The organism is Falsiroseomonas stagni DSM 19981 (genome assembly GCF_900114315.1).
Taxonomy (GTDB): domain Bacteria; phylum Pseudomonadota; class Alphaproteobacteria; order Acetobacterales; family Acetobacteraceae; genus Falsiroseomonas; species Falsiroseomonas stagni.
This window is the reverse complement of the sequence record NZ_FOSQ01000001.1, coordinates 459553-472686: the sequence shown is the minus strand read 5'-3', so window position 1 is coordinate 472686 and position 13134 is coordinate 459553. Positions and strand designations below refer to the sequence as shown.

Annotated in this window: 13 protein-coding genes; 5 read left to right on the top strand and 8 right to left on the bottom strand. The window is 72.2% G+C overall.

Annotated elements, in window-relative coordinates:
- Window positions 1-50: 50 nt before the first annotated feature.
- Window positions 51-1058 (bottom strand): alpha/beta fold hydrolase, encoded by a 1008-nt coding sequence (locus tag BM041_RS02250; protein ID WP_245761955.1) that lies wholly within the window; start codon window positions 1056-1058, stop codon window positions 51-53.
- 16 nt (window positions 1059-1074) lie between these two features.
- Window positions 1075-1623 carry a hypothetical protein gene (locus BM041_RS31075; RefSeq protein ID WP_245761892.1) on the bottom strand — a complete coding sequence of 183 codons (549 nt, stop codon included), beginning with the start codon at window positions 1621-1623 and terminating at the stop codon, window positions 1075-1077.
- 173 nt (window positions 1624-1796) lie between these two features.
- On the opposite strand from BM041_RS31075, the gene phaR reads away from it, so the two are divergent.
- From phaR to BM041_RS02235, 3 genes are all read left to right on the top strand, one after another.
- Window positions 1797-2408, top strand: a complete 612-nt coding sequence (gene phaR / locus BM041_RS02245; protein ID WP_092954861.1) for a polyhydroxyalkanoate synthesis repressor PhaR — start codon at window positions 1797-1799, stop codon at window positions 2406-2408.
- A 279-nt stretch (window positions 2409-2687) separates the two neighbouring features.
- Entirely contained in the window at window positions 2688-3155 is a 468-nt protein-coding gene (locus BM041_RS02240; RefSeq protein ID WP_092954858.1) for a helix-turn-helix domain-containing protein, read from the top strand.
- 84 nt (window positions 3156-3239) lie between these two features.
- Entirely contained in the window at window positions 3240-3959 is a 720-nt protein-coding gene (locus BM041_RS02235) for a hypothetical protein (protein WP_092954855.1), read from the top strand.
- Between the two features lie 177 nt (window positions 3960-4136).
- On the opposite strand, the gene BM041_RS02230 is transcribed toward BM041_RS02235, so the two are convergent.
- Together BM041_RS02230 and BM041_RS30915 are read right to left on the bottom strand one after the other, a co-directional pair.
- Entirely contained in the window at window positions 4137-5627 is a 1491-nt protein-coding gene (locus BM041_RS02230) for an NADP-dependent isocitrate dehydrogenase (RefSeq protein WP_245761891.1), read from the bottom strand.
- 465 nt (window positions 5628-6092) lie between these two features.
- The gene (locus BM041_RS30915) at window positions 6093-6242 is read right to left on the bottom strand and encodes a hypothetical protein (protein ID WP_217648592.1); all 150 of its coding nucleotides are present in this window, start codon (window positions 6240-6242) and stop codon (window positions 6093-6095) included.
- On the opposite strand from BM041_RS30915, the gene BM041_RS02225 reads away from it, so the two are divergent.
- The gene (locus tag BM041_RS02225; RefSeq protein ID WP_175533673.1) at window positions 6241-8970 is read left to right on the top strand and encodes an autotransporter outer membrane beta-barrel domain-containing protein; all 2730 of its coding nucleotides are present in this window, start codon (window positions 6241-6243) and stop codon (window positions 8968-8970) included. The genes BM041_RS30915 and BM041_RS02225 overlap by 2 nt on opposite strands.
- 116 nt (window positions 8971-9086) lie before the next feature.
- On the top strand, window positions 9087-9860 hold the full coding sequence (locus BM041_RS02220) for an OmpA family protein (RefSeq protein WP_175533672.1): 774 nt from the start codon (window positions 9087-9089) through the stop codon (window positions 9858-9860).
- Between the two features lie 9 nt (window positions 9861-9869).
- Here BM041_RS02220 and BM041_RS02215 read toward each other — a convergent pair whose 3' ends face one another.
- The 4 genes from BM041_RS02215 to BM041_RS02200 form a co-directional block, all read right to left on the bottom strand.
- Entirely contained in the window at window positions 9870-10199 is a 330-nt protein-coding gene (locus BM041_RS02215) for a type II toxin-antitoxin system YafQ family toxin (RefSeq protein ID WP_092954846.1), read from the bottom strand.
- Window positions 10174-10434, bottom strand: a complete 261-nt coding sequence (locus BM041_RS02210; protein WP_245761890.1) for a type II toxin-antitoxin system RelB/DinJ family antitoxin — start codon at window positions 10432-10434, stop codon at window positions 10174-10176. Before BM041_RS02210 ends, BM041_RS02215 begins: the two co-directional genes overlap by 26 nt.
- A gap of 77 nt (window positions 10435-10511) precedes the next feature.
- Window positions 10512-11477 (bottom strand): carotenoid 1,2-hydratase, encoded by a 966-nt coding sequence (locus tag BM041_RS02205; protein WP_245761889.1) that lies wholly within the window; start codon window positions 11475-11477, stop codon window positions 10512-10514.
- Window positions 11477-12958 (bottom strand): phytoene desaturase family protein, encoded by a 1482-nt coding sequence (locus BM041_RS02200; RefSeq protein WP_092954843.1) that lies wholly within the window; start codon window positions 12956-12958, stop codon window positions 11477-11479. Before BM041_RS02200 ends, BM041_RS02205 begins: the two co-directional genes overlap by 1 nt.
- Between the last annotated feature and the right edge of the window lie 176 nt (window positions 12959-13134).

Here is a 13134-nt window from a genome sequence, read left to right as displayed (position 1 = left end):
CTACAAGCTTCCGAGCCGAGCCCGGCTACAAGCTTCCGAGCCGAGCCCGGCTACAAGCTTCGCAGCCAGTCGAGCAGGGGCCGCCACAGCGCGGCTTCCGCATTGCCGCCCGCCGCCATGCCGATATGGCCTGAAGCGGCCTCATGCAGCCGGGCCTGTGGCAGGCGTGCGGCCAGCGCCCGGGCGCTGGCCGGCGGCACGATCCGGTCGCGATGGGGCACCGCGCAGAAGACCGGCATGGCCAGCGCGCCGGGGTCCACCACCGCGCCGGCCACCCGCCAGGCGCCCCGCATCGGCGTGTTCGCGCCATACCAGCCGCCCAGCGCCTCCCTCGCCACCGGGGCGGCGAGGGGCACGCCGTCATTCAGCCAGTCCTCCAGCGCCACGAATTGCGCCGCGCGGTCGGAGGCGGGGTCGAGCCGCGCGAAGGCCCTGAATTTCTGCGGGATGCCGAAGGGGTCGAGGCCCGCGAAGAGGGTCTGGATGGCATCGACCGGCAGGGTGCCGCTGGCCTGCATCAACGGCTCCAGCCCCGGCAGCAGGGCGGCGGCGGCGCGGGCGCGGTCGGCGTCCGCGGGGGTGGGGTGGAAATCCCAGGGCGTCGCCAGCAGGCCGAGCGCCCGCACGCGGTCCGGCCGGCGCAGCGCGGCGGCCAGCGCCAGCAGCCCGCCCATGCAGTAGCCCACGAGCACCACCGGACCGGGCAGCGCCGCCAGCGCGCGCTCCAGCCGCCCGGCGATGTAGTCGGTGAGGGAGAAGTCGCGCTCCGCCGCCCCGGGCCAGCCCCAGTCCAGCAGCAGTGGCCGCACCCCCTGCCCCGCCAGGAAGCGCATCATCGACCGCCCGCGCATCAGGTCGAGCACCTGCGCGCGGTTGACGAGGGAGGGGACGAAGACGGCGACGGGACCGGCCGATCCGGGTGCGTGGTCGAGCAGGCGTGTATCGCCCTCCGTCCAGATCGCCGGGGGGTCCGGCAGGTCGCGGGCGAAGGGATGGCGCCGATAGGCGGCGATACCCGCCAGCAGGGCACGGTCGGCGCGCAGCAGGCGGCGGATCACCGCCGCGGTGAAGGCTTCAGGCCGGTGGCCGCCGGCGGCGAGGGCGGCGCTGATCCGTCCGATCTCCGCCTGCGCCGCCTTCGAGATCGGCCAGGCGCCGTTCCAGTTCGGCGATCCGGTCGGTGACCCCAGCAGGCTCGCGCTGCCGATCGCCGCCATCCCGCGCCCCGCCCCCAGCATCAGGTGGAGCGGCAGCGGGCGGGGGCCCCGGCGGCGGTGGCGCGGCTCCGCCCCCATCATGCGGCGGCCAGCCCCATCCCGGCGGTGGCGCGAAGTTGGGCGGGGCGAAGCCGGATGGCCCAAAGGGTGAGCGGAAGGCGCCGAAGGGGTCCGGGCCGCCCGGCGGCGTGCGGGCGAAGGGCGGGGCGGTCGCGGCCCGCAGCCAGGCGGCGCCCAGCGCGGCCCAGGCGGCGGCCATGCCCGCCATGCCTTCCGCCACCTCCCGGTCCGCGGCCAGGCCGGCGATCTCGGTCTGCCAGAGGGTGATCCAGTCCTCCGCCAGGCGGTCGAGTTCCGCCTCGCCATCCGGTGGGGGCGCGCCGTCCTGCGGCCGGTCGGCAGGCATCAGGCAGCGTCGGGCACGGCCTGCCGGCCGCCGCCGGGGGGACGGACGAAACAGGCTGTTGCCAGGAAGGGCGGCATTCCGGTCGCATATTTACGCATCAGGGCTTTCGCACTGCATCAATCACCATGTTAGCATCATTGGCGGCGGCGCGTCCGCTTCGGGAAGGCAAACGCATGGCAAACGACACCACGCAGGCGACGGCGGAGACTGAAGGCCCCTCGACCCCCCCGGTGGTCGTGAAGAAGTATGCGAACAGGCGGCTCTACAACACCGAATCCTCCTCCTACGTCACGCTGGAGGACCTGGCCGTGATGGTGCGCAACGGCCGGCACTTCGTGGTCTACGACGCCAAGTCGGGCGAGGACATCACCCGGAGCGTGCTGACGCAGATCATCGTGGAGGAGGAGGCGAAGGGGCGGAACCTGCTGCCGACGTCCTTCCTGCGGCAGATCATCGGCTTCTACGGGGACAGCATGCAGTCGCTGGTGCCCCGCTACCTCGAAAGCGTGATGGGCGCCTTCTCCCGCCAGCATGACCAGGTGCGGCGGACCGTGGAGCAGACCATGGGCGGCTTCATGCCCTTCGGCGGGCTGGAGGAAGTGGGCAAGCAGAACATGGCGATGATGGAACGCGCCATGAACCTTTTCGCCCCCTTCCGCACCGGCGCCGAGATGCCGGAACCCGCGCCCGACTCCGCCCGGCTCGCGGCCCTGCAGGCGGAGGTGGAGACGCTTCGCCGGCAGCTCGACCAGTTGAAGGCCGCGCGGAAGGGCGGTGCGGAGTAGTCCCGGTCGGGACAGGCGCACTGGCGCGTATATTGCTGGCCAACGTGCCGGGCGTCGTGCCCGTTGGGGCCCGGGACCGCGCCGCCGCCTTGTATCCCCGCCTGTCCTGCCGCCGGCCAGGGTTCGGCAGCGGCAGGCAAACTGGCGGGCCGCGACGGTCTGACCGGCGTTAGCGTTCCGGAAAGTCGATAATCACAGGGTTGTCATGCGCGCCTCGCGCGAACGCATGGGCATCTATCGCATTGCACGGTGCGTCAAACACCGGCAGGGATCGAAATCATGGCCACCACAGAGACCGAGCGGCGCAACCTTGGCGCCAAGGCAGCACCCCAGGCTACCGAGGCTGCGACGCCGGGCGAGAGGCCGGGACAGCGCGCCAATGCGGCCGACCGTCACGTCGGCGCGCGCATCCGCGAACGTCGGGTGATGATGGGGCTGTCCCAGCAGCAATTGGCGAAGATGATCGGCGTGACCTACCAGCAGGCGCACAAGTATGAGCGCGGGCTGAACCGGATTTCCGCCGGCCGGCTGTTCGAGATCGGCCAGGTGCTGGGTGTTCCCGTCTCCTGGTTCTTCGACGGCCTGACGGTTGAGGGGCCGGGTCAGGAAGCGTCGCCCCGCCAGCGCATGTGCCTCGAACTCGCTCGCAACTTCGCCCTGATCGACAACGAGAAGTACCAGGAGGCGCTGTCCCAGATGGCGCGCGCCCTGGCGGCCCAGTCGCAGGCGGAACGCGAGGGCGGCTGAGCCCCCTCCCGGAACACACGGCGCCTCCCGGCGTTCTCCGCCCCGCAAGGCTCCTCGCGGGCCATGGGCCGGGGAATGGATGGGATGCGGGAAGGCGGTGGCGGACAGCAGGCGGGACGGCGCGGTGGCGCCACCCCCTGGCGCCGCCTGCCCTGGATCGGGGCCGGCATCCTGGCCCTCGTGATCGGCGCCGCCCTGTTCGCCGCCGATGGCGCGCCGCCTTCCTCCCGCCTGGCCGGGGCGGGGATGGTGCCGCTGTCGCCGCCCCCGGCCTCGGCGGCCTGGACCCCGCCCCTGGCCGCCCCGCCCCGCGCGGAGGAGGTCGCGGCTGAGGAGGCGCGGCTGGCGGCGCTGCGGGACATCCGCGCGGCGCTGGAGCGCGACATCGCCACGCTGCGCGCCGAACTCGATGCCGCGCAGCGCGCACTGCCGGCCCGGAAGACGACGCCAGTGGAGCCGGCCGGCCCGGCCCCGCCCCAGCTGGCGCGCCTGGCGCCTGCCCCGGCGCCGGTGGAGCGGCCGCTGCGGATCGTGCTGCATCATCGCACCGCCTCCGCCCAGGGGGCCTCGGCGGCCGAGGAGGTGGCAGGGCGGCTGCGGGAGGCGGGGCTGGAGGTGCAGGCGACGCGGACCGCGCCCTTCGTGCCCTCCACCCCCGTGGTGCGCTACTTCCATGAGGAGGACCAGGCGGCCGCGGCACGGATCGCGGGGCGGCTCGGCCGCGGCTGGGCGATCCAGGATTTCCGGGCCTACCAGCCGCAACCCTCCCCCCAGACGATCGAGGTGTGGATCCCCGGGGGGTGACTACTGTGGCCTTTAGGTCACTAACCCCTTTAGCCCGATTATGCCGATTAGCCGTCTTTAGTCGCGATTCTCGCAGCCCTCCGGGCCGGGGACCAGGGCCAGCGGACAGGCTGGGCGCGATGATGCCTGGAACATATCGTGAAAATTCCCGGGCCGCCAGCACATTCAGGCATGGTGTCAGCCTGCGCGGATCTCGTCCTGCGCCTTGCTGAAGGCGTCCACCCCGTCGAAGCGCTGCAGCATCTCCACATGCATCCAGCGGCGCGGCCCACCGATCCGGCCGAGCAGGTCCAGGACCGCGGGGCCCGCATCGGCCATGGGGGCCCGCAGCAGGAAGCGGGCGCGGAACTGGTCCACCAGAAACGTCGTCCCGCCCTGCGGCGGCCAGACCTGTGCACCGCGGGAGGCGATGGTCTGCAGGGCGAAGGGCGTGCCCTCCGCCAGCGCCGCCAGCGCGGCGCCGAGGGCGGCCGGCGGCTCCACCGTCTCGATGAAGATGTCGACGCCCACCACCGCCCGGCTCCCGGCCGGCTTCGCCCAGGGGGCGGCGGGCCAGTGGCGGAGCGTGATCGGGCGGTAGTCCCGCGCCGGCACGCGGGCGCTTTCGCGACCCAGATTGGCGATCACGCGGGCGACATAGGCATCCGTCCCCACCCCCTGGCCGGGGGCGGCGATGTCGCCGGTGAGGTCCCGCCCTTCCTCCAGCGTCACATAGAGCGCGTGTTCCACCCGCCGCGCGGTGGCGAAATCGCCGATGTGGCGCAGCATCATGACGGCGGAGAGCAGCAGCGCGGTCGGGTTCGCCAGGCCCTGGCCCGCGATCTGGGGGGCGGAGCCGTGCACGGCCTCGAACATCGCGACCTCGTCGCCGATATTGGCGGAGGGCGCGACGCCGAGGCCGCCGACCAGGCCCGCCGCCAGGTCGGACAGGATGTCGCCGTTCATGTTGGTCATGACGCAGACGTCGAACTGTTCGGGGCGGACGACCATCTGGTGGGCGCAATTGTCGACGATCATGTGTTCATGGACCAGGCCGGGATGGTCCTTCAGCACCGCCTCCCCGACGCGCTTCATCAGCCCTTCCGTCAGTTTCATGATGTTGGCCTTGGTGGCGACGGTGACCTTGCGGCGGCCCTCGGCCTCCGCCAGCGCGGCGGCAAGGGAGACGATGCGCTCGCACCCCGCTTCCGTGATGATCTTCAGGCATTGCGCCACGCCGGGGGTCTGCATGTGCTCGACCCCCGCATAGAGGTCTTCCACATTCTCCCGCACCACGACGAAGTCGATCCCCCGCCCGGCGAAGGGCGTGCGGATGCCGGGGATCTCCCGCACCGGCCGGATGTTCGCATACATCTCGAACACCTTGCGCAGCGTGACATTGGCGGATTTCTCCCCGAAGCCGACGGGGGTTTCGAGAGGCCCCTTCAGCGCCACGCGGTTGGCGGCGATGCTGTCCAGCGTGTCCTGCGGCGCGCCGGAGCCCACGCCCCGGCGGAAGGCCTCGGCACCCGCCACGGCGTCTTCCCAGTCGATGCGCGCGCCGGCGGCCGCCAGCACGGCCTGGGTGGCGCGCATCACCTCCGGCCCGATTCCGTCCCCGGGAATGGCGGTGACCGTGGTGGTGGTCCTGGCGGGCAGGGTGTCCATGGGCTGTTCGACTTCCATCATCAGGGCGTTTGCTGCACCGCATGAGACGCGCGGCGGGGGACGGCGTTCGCATGGCGGCAGGCGGGTTTTGCGATCGAAGTTTCGCACAGCACCGATCACATCTGCGCGATTCAAGAAGGCCGGGCCTTGGTTTTTCCTGCCCTTCACCCCGCGCAGGCCGCGCGCCCCATCTTGCCCGGGCACCGTTGACGGCGGCTTGATCCCCATCAAGCGGTGCCTGCCACGCTGGAATTCCGGCGCTTTTCCGCCGGTTTGAACCGCGGCGCCGGCGCGGCCGGTGGATCGCCCCCGCCCGCCCAGCGGGCCGGCGGGGGGCGATCCACCGGCCACGGAGGTTAAAACGTCAAAGAAACGAGACGTTTGAGACAAGTCTTCACGTTGTTACTGTCTCGATTACGGATTCGTCCTAGACGATTCGTGGGTATTGCGCAGAAAAAATGCCTTGCCCCCGGTGTCATCGCTCAGTCACGCGTTGGAAACGAGAAACATGTTGTTTAATTCGGCGGCGGAATTCCTTCCCGGAAAGGAAGGACGGTCACGGCCGGCTGCGCCTGCATTGCGGCGGCGCTCCCTGACCACATGGCTTTTTCTGTCTAGCACGGCGCTGACGGCCATGGGCGTATTGGCGCCGGCCCTGGCGCAGCAGAGCTGGACCGGCAGCCTCGGCACCAACTGGTTCGCACCGGGCAACTGGACCAGCGCCGTGCCGACCACCGCCGATGCGGTGACCATCGGCGGGACGCCGCCGGCGGATCCGGTGATCAGTGGCGGTTCGGCCAATGCCTCCACCGTGACCGTGACCGGGGGGCGGACGCTCGGCGTCTCCGGCGGGGGCAGCCTGGCGTTGAGTTCGACGACCACGATCGGCAGCGGCAGCGGGTCGGGCAGCGTCACCGTCTCCGGCACCGGGACCAGCTGGGCCAGCACCAGCAGCATCGATATCGGCTTCGGCGGCGCGGGGTCGCTGACGGTGCGGGATGGCGCGCGGCTGACCACCTTCGAAGGCTCGGTCACCCTCGGCGCCCAGGGCCTGCTGACCATCACCGGGCCGGGCACGACGGTCGATATCGGCACGCGCACCGTGACCATGCCGGCGGGCTGGGGCGATGCGGCGGGCTGGCTGCAGCCGAATGAGGGCACGCTGGTCATCTCCAACGGCGCCGGGGTGATCGCGGACGCGACCTATATCGGCGGCGCCGGCGCGACCTGGGCCAATGCGACCGTCACCGGCCGCGGCACGACGCTGCAGAACGCGCTGAACGTCTATGTCGGCGGCAACGGCAACGGGAATGTCGGCTTCGGGCGGCTGACGATTGCCGATGGCGCCGTCGTCACCGCCTATACCGGCGCGGTCGGCACCGACACGGGTTCCTTCGGCGAGATGGTCATCACCGGGGAGGGATCGCGCTACGAAAGCCTGCGGCGCACCGGCTTCAACGGCAATTTCCGCGTGGGCTTCAACGGCGACGGCCAGCTGGCCGTGCGCAATGGCGGCCATCTCGGCGCCGCCAACATCATCGACATCGCGACCAACAGCGGCAGCCGCGGCGTGCTGGCGATCGGCGGCGCATCGGGTGAGGCCGCGCAGGCGCCCGGCACGATCAGCGCCGCCAACGGCATCTTCTTCGGCGCCGGCAATGCCACGCTGCTGTTCAACCATACCGGCACCGCCTACGCCTTCGACCAGCGGATCTTCGGCAGTGGCGGGCAGATCCGGCACCAGGCGGGCACCACGATCTATTCGGGCGATGGCGGCAGCTACAACGGCGCCATCAACGTCACGGGCGGCCGGCTGATCGTCAACAGCACGCTCGGCGCGGCGGGCAGCACGGTGACGGTCGGCAATGGCGGCACGCTCGGCGGTTCCGGCACCGTCGCCAACCTGGCGGTGCAGGCCGGGGGCACCGTATCCCCGGGCAACAGCCCGGGCACGCTGACCGTCACGGGCAACTACACCCAGGCCACGGGCGCGATCCTGGTGGCGGAGGTGGTGCCGGGCGTGACCGCCGACCGCCTGGTCGTGAACGGCACCGCCACGATCCAGCCGGGCGCCATCCTGCAGCTGGTGCGCGCCGGCGGCGGGGCCGTCTCGCTCGACACCGTCTACACCGTGCTGAGCGCGACGGGCGGCGTGACCGGCACCTATGTCGTGACCGGCGATCCCGAACTCTCGACCTTCTACCAGCTCTACGCGACCTACGGCGCCAATGGCGTCACGCTGGTGCCGGCGCAGTCCCGCGGCTTCGGCGCCGCGGCGGGGACGCGCAACCAGCAGGCCGTGGCGGATGCGATGCAGGCGCTGCCGGCCAGCAGCGCGCTGCGCACCACGATCGCCGCGCAGCAGAGCGATGCGGCCGCGCGCGTGGCCTATGACAGCCTCTCGGGCGAGATCCACGCCGCCATCCGCGGCGCGATGCTGGAGGAGACGCGCTTCACCCGCCAGGCGGCGCTGGATCGCGTGCGGGTCTCGCTGGGTGGCATCGGCGGCGGGGGGACGGAAACGGTGGCGGGCAACGCGCCGGGCCTCACCTTCTGGTCGCAGGGCTATGGCGCCTGGGGGCGGAGTGCCGGGGATGGCAATGCCGCCACCCTGTCGCATGACAGCGGCGGCCTGGTGGTGGGCGCGGACATGCCCGCCTTCGATGGCTGGCGCATCGGCCTTCTGGCCGGCTACGGCGATGCCGGCTTCGAATCCGGGGCGCGCGCCGCCAAGGGATCGGCGGAGACGACGACCATCGGCCTCTATGGCGGGCGGCAATGGGGTCCGCTCGGCCTGCGGCTGGGCGCGACGCAGGGGTGGAGCGAGGTCTCCACCCGCCGCAGCCCGGCCTTCGCGGGCTTCGCCGATGGCCTGACCGGCCGCACCAATGCCCAGACCACCCAGGTGTTTGGCGAGATGGGCTGGCGCATCGACCTGGGCGCCGGCGCGATCGAGCCCTTTGCGGGGCTGGCGCGGGCCGATGTGCGGGAGGATGGCTTCACGGAGCGCGGCGGCACCGCCGCGCTGACCGCGGCGCGCGGCAATGCGGGCGTGAACTACGGCACGCTCGGGCTCCGCGCCGCCACGGGGACGCAGCTGGGGGAGACGACGCTGGGGCTCGCCGGGATGCTGGGCTGGCGCCACGCCTGGGGGGATGTGACGCCGACCGCCGATGTGCGGCTGGCGGGGTCCGGCCCCTTCACGGTGGCGGGGACGCCCATCGCGAAGGATGCGGCGGTGGCGGAGGCCAGCGTCTCCGCCGCGCTGAATTCGGCGCTGGCGCTGGGCGTGACCTTCAACGGGCAGTTCGCCGATGGGGCGCAGAGCCTGGGGGCGCGGGCGAACCTGACGCTGCGCTTCTGAACGGCGCTGCACGCGCGGTCTGAACGGCGCTGCGCGCGGGGGATGAACTTCCCGCGCGCGGGGAGCGTCATCGGCAGCGCGGCGGCGTTGGCGGGGTGATGAGGAGATACCCCGCCATGACGATGCGTCCCCTGATGATCGGTGCCCTGGCCATGCTGGCGCTGCCGGCCCTCGGCCAGGGGCTTGGCCCCCTGATCGTCGAGGGCAATGCCCAGCGGCAGACGCTGGATTGCACCGGGCGGGACGTGACGGTGCGGGGGGAACGCAACGCCCTGACCTTCACCGGCGGCTGCCGCAGCCTGGAGGTGCAGGGCAATACCAGCACCATCCGGGCGGAGCTGGCGCCGGGCGCCCGGGTGAGCCTGCGCGGGGAGACGCTGGACCTCACCTGGTCCCAGGCGGCGGAAGGCGCGGCGCCGCGCATCGCGCAGGAAGGCCGGCAGATCCGGGTGGAGCAGGTCGCGGCATCGCCCACCCCCGTCGCGCCGACGCGGCCCGGCGTGGCGCGGCGGGAGACGGCGCAGGGCGTGGCGCTGAACCTGTCCGGCGACGTGCTGTTCCCCTTCGGCGCCGACCAGTTGCGGGCGGAGGCGGCGGAGGGGCTCGGCCAGGTGGTGACGCTGGTGCGGGAGCTGCGGCCGGCACGGCTTCGCATCATCGGCCACACCGACAGCGTGGGCGACGCCCAGGCGAACCAGGATCTGTCGCTGCGCCGGGCACGCGCCGTGCAGCACTGGCTGGAACAGCGGGCGGGGGATGCGATGCCGGCGGTGGTGGTGGAAGGCCGGGGCGAGCATGACCCTGTGGCGCCGAACACCAGGCCGGACGGCAGCGACGATGCCGCGGCGCGGGCGCTGAACCGCCGGGTGGAATTCGTGCTGGAGCGGTGAGGCGCGACGCTATCGACCGAAAAGCCCGGAATGCGTGCCGGCGCGCACGAAGACCACGCTCGGCCGCTTGCCGGCGTCGGCCAGGCGATGGATCGGCAGGAAGTCGCCACCGATGTGGCACTCCCGGTGGTCATGGAAATCGCCGGTCAGCGCATGGTCCCGCCGTTCCGGCGGCAGCGGTCCTTCACTCGCGATGAGATGCATCATCACGGCCTTGAGCCGGCCCATGTCGTAGCGGCCGGATCGCGTCAGGCGCTCCCAGTCCTTGCGGAACTCACCCGTGCAGTCGGCGGCGCGCGGCAGGGTCGGGCGCTTACCGCCTGGCGCCGTCGAGGTCATCGAACAGGTCGGCCGGCGTCTCGAAGCGGGCGCTCAGGGCGCGCGCTTCTTCCATCGCGGCGCGGGTCCGGGCGTTGGGGACCTCCAGCGCGGAGGGCAGCTTCTGGTCGGCCGCGACACGGTACGGAAAGACCCGCACCGCTTCCGACATGGTCAGCCCCATCTGCTCCAGCGCGATGGAAGCCCGTTCCTTGACGTCATCCTCCACGCGGACGTGCAGCATCCTGGTGCCCATTGCCACCTCCTCTGCCAGCGACGCGTGGAGTGCATCTCATCTGAGATACAGAATCGATGGAATTCGCATGAGCGGCCTCACCGCAGCGGCCGGGGCACCCGGAAGGGCAGCATCGCGTACATGGCCGGGCTGGCGAAGCGGTCCAGCGAGAGGCTTTCATGCACCGCCGTCGCTTCCCGCCCCAGCAGCCGCGTGCGGATCTCCGACCGGGAATAGAAGGGCGCGTCCACCAGGGTGCGCACCACGCGGGCCTGCCCGCCCTCCGCCCGCGTCGGCCGGGCGATGCGCCACAGGGTCTTGGGCAGTTCGACTTCCGGCGAGAGCGGCACGTCCGTGACGCTGCCGTCGCTGGCCACGCGCAGCGCCAGGGACTGGCTGGTGCCGTCCCGGCGCTGCGCGTTGTAGAGGATGGCGGTGGCGTCCGGCAGCGGCGCCCGGCACCAATCCCAGCCGAAAAAGTCCTGCTCCAGCGGCGCGCTGCCCCAGTTGCTGTCGAAATAGGCCGGGCCGGACCAGGCCAGCGCCGGGTCGGTCAGCGTGACCTCGACCCGCGACCGCGCGGCGATGGGGTGCCAGTGGTGCCGGCCGTCGCTGTCGAGCTGGAAGGCGCGGGTGGAGACGGCGTCGGGGCGCACAACCACGCGGCCGCGGAGTTTTCCGGGGATGGGGGCGGTGCGTTCCTCGATCTCCACCGTGAGCGCCGTGCCGTCCCAATGGGCGCTGCTCGGGCCGATGCGCAGCGTATTGGCATCGCGGGAGAGGGCGCCGCGGCGGCGGTCCGTCATCGCCCAGCGGCTGGGGGAGCCGTAGAGCGCGACATGCATGCAGTTGTGGTTCTCCGGATCGCCGCCGCCACCGCGCCGCGCCAGCGCGTACCAGGGGGAGAAGACGGTGCCGATGAAGGCGATGATGGTGATGCCGTGCAGGCCATCGTCGCTGAGGGCGTCGATGTACCACCAGCGATAGCCGCGGGCGGGGACGGGGCGGTCGAATTCCCAGCCTCGGCCAAGGGTCGCGGGGGTGTTGTGGGTCATGCCGTCCATCAGATCCGCTCCGCCATCGCCGCCTCTGCCGCCAGCCGCCCCGATATCGCCGCCATGGCGAGCCCCGCGCCGGGATGGGTCGCGCCGCCGGCCAGGAACAGGCCCGGCAGGGCGGTGCGCGCCGCCGGGCGGCTGAAGATCGCCTGCCAGCCCTGCACGGCCGGGCCGAACAGGGCGCCGCCGGTGCCGGGGGACAGGGCCTCGTAATCGTCGGGCGTCATCACCGCCGTCGCGTCGCGCGTGATCGTCAGGCCGGCGCGCGCCATGGCGCCGAAGGCGGCCTGTTCCGCCGCGGCCAGCGCGGCCTGGTCCAGGCGGCGGCTGTCGGCGCGGGCGGGGGCGCTGACCAACGCCAGCAGGCCCTCCGCGCCGCCGGGCGCCGGCTGCACGCCGTGGCGGCCCTGTGCCCAGAGGGTGACGGAGGGCTGGTCGGGCATCCGGCCGCGATAGGTCAGGGCGGCGAGTTCCGCTGCCGCATCCGGGGCGTGGAAGACGGTAAGGCGGGGCAGGTCCAGCCCCTCCGCCCGGCCGGCCATGGCCCAGCCGATGCCGGAGAAGCTGCGCTTCGCGGGCGGCATCGGCGGCACGGCCCTGGCGGCGGCGGCGCCGAAATAGCCGGCGGCGAGGGTCGCGGGATCGGCGTTCAGGATCACCTGGTCGAAGTCGATCGCTTCGCCATCGCGCAGCGTCACGCCGGCGATGCGGCCGGCCGAGACGCGCAGGCCGGCGACATCGGCGCCGAGGCGGAACTGCACGCCCTTCGCCGCCGCCACGCGGGCCAGGGCTTCCGGCAGGCGGGCCATGCCCCCCTCGATCGCCCAGAGGCCACCGGCCTCCACCTGGGCGACGAGCATGAGGGTGGCGGGGGCGACGAAGGGGGAGGTCCCGACATAGGTGGAGAGGCGGGAGAAGACCTGGCGGAGGCGCGGATCGGCGAAATGCTCCCCCAGCGCATCCCAGAGCGTGCCGAAGGGGGAGGTGCCGAGCAGGCCCCGCATCCCGGCCTGGGCGCCCAGGGCGAGCGCGCCCGGCCGCTGCACCGTCAGGAAGGGCTTTTCGAGTGCCGCCCAGCATTTCGCGGCGCGGGCCATGAAGTCCCGGTAGCCGCGGGCGGCGGCGGGGCCGGCGAAGGCGCCGATGGCCTGTTCGGCCGCGGCGGAGTCGGCGGGCAGGTCGAGCATCCGGCCATCGGGCCAGACATGGCGGCCGAGGAGAGGCAGACGCGTCAAATGCAACTGCTGGTCGAGCGTGGTATCTGCCGCGGCGAACAGCTGGTCGAACACCGGCCGCAGGCTGAGGGCGCCGGGGCCGGCATCCACCGCCAGGCCGCCAACCCGCGCAGCGGCAACCTTGCCGCCCGGCACGGCGCCACGTTCCACCACCACCACCGGGCGCCCGGCGGCGGCAAGGGTGATGGCCGCGGCCAGGCCGCCGATGCCGGCGCCGATGATGCCCACGATCCGTTGGTTCGGTCCGCGCATGGGGCGAAAAGTCGTGGGAAGGACGCCAAGTGTCAAGTCAGCCTGACACTACTTTGGCGGCCAGCCGCCGGAATTGGCGAATTGCCTTCGGATTGCCTCTACAACCAATCGTCATCTTGCATTGACGTAGGCCGCGTAAAGTCCCACACAGTATCAAGCGTTTTCGCCAGTGCTGC

Excerpts from the sequence above, each read along its gene's own strand:
- BM041_RS02230 (WP_245761891.1), bottom strand. The coding sequence starts at position 5,627 with ATGATGGAAGTCGAACAGCCCATGGACACCCTGCCCGCCAGGACCACC.
- BM041_RS02210 (WP_245761890.1), bottom strand. The coding sequence starts at position 10,434 with ATGGGCACCAGGATGCTGCACGTCCGCGTGGAGGATGACGTCAAGGAA.
- BM041_RS02235 (WP_092954855.1), top strand. The coding sequence starts at position 3,240 with ATGCGGGAAGGCGGTGGCGGACAGCAGGCGGGACGGCGCGGTGGCGCC.
- BM041_RS31075 (WP_245761892.1), bottom strand. The coding sequence starts at position 1,623 with ATGCCTGCCGACCGGCCGCAGGACGGCGCGCCCCCACCGGATGGCGAG.
- BM041_RS02205 (WP_245761889.1), bottom strand. The coding sequence starts at position 11,477 with ATGGACGGCATGACCCACAACACCCCCGCGACCCTTGGCCGAGGCTGG.
- phaR (WP_092954861.1), top strand. The coding sequence starts at position 1,797 with ATGGCAAACGACACCACGCAGGCGACGGCGGAGACTGAAGGCCCCTCG.
- BM041_RS02200 (WP_092954843.1), bottom strand. The coding sequence starts at position 12,958 with ATGCGCGGACCGAACCAACGGATCGTGGGCATCATCGGCGCCGGCATC.
- BM041_RS02220 (WP_175533672.1), top strand. The coding sequence starts at position 9,087 with ATGACGATGCGTCCCCTGATGATCGGTGCCCTGGCCATGCTGGCGCTG.
- BM041_RS02215 (WP_092954846.1), bottom strand. The coding sequence starts at position 10,199 with ATGACCTCGACGGCGCCAGGCGGTAAGCGCCCGACCCTGCCGCGCGCC.
- BM041_RS02240 (WP_092954858.1), top strand. The coding sequence starts at position 2,688 with ATGGCCACCACAGAGACCGAGCGGCGCAACCTTGGCGCCAAGGCAGCA.
- BM041_RS02225 (WP_175533673.1), top strand. The coding sequence starts at position 6,241 with ATGGGCGTATTGGCGCCGGCCCTGGCGCAGCAGAGCTGGACCGGCAGC.
- BM041_RS30915 (WP_217648592.1), bottom strand. The coding sequence starts at position 6,242 with ATGGCCGTCAGCGCCGTGCTAGACAGAAAAAGCCATGTGGTCAGGGAG.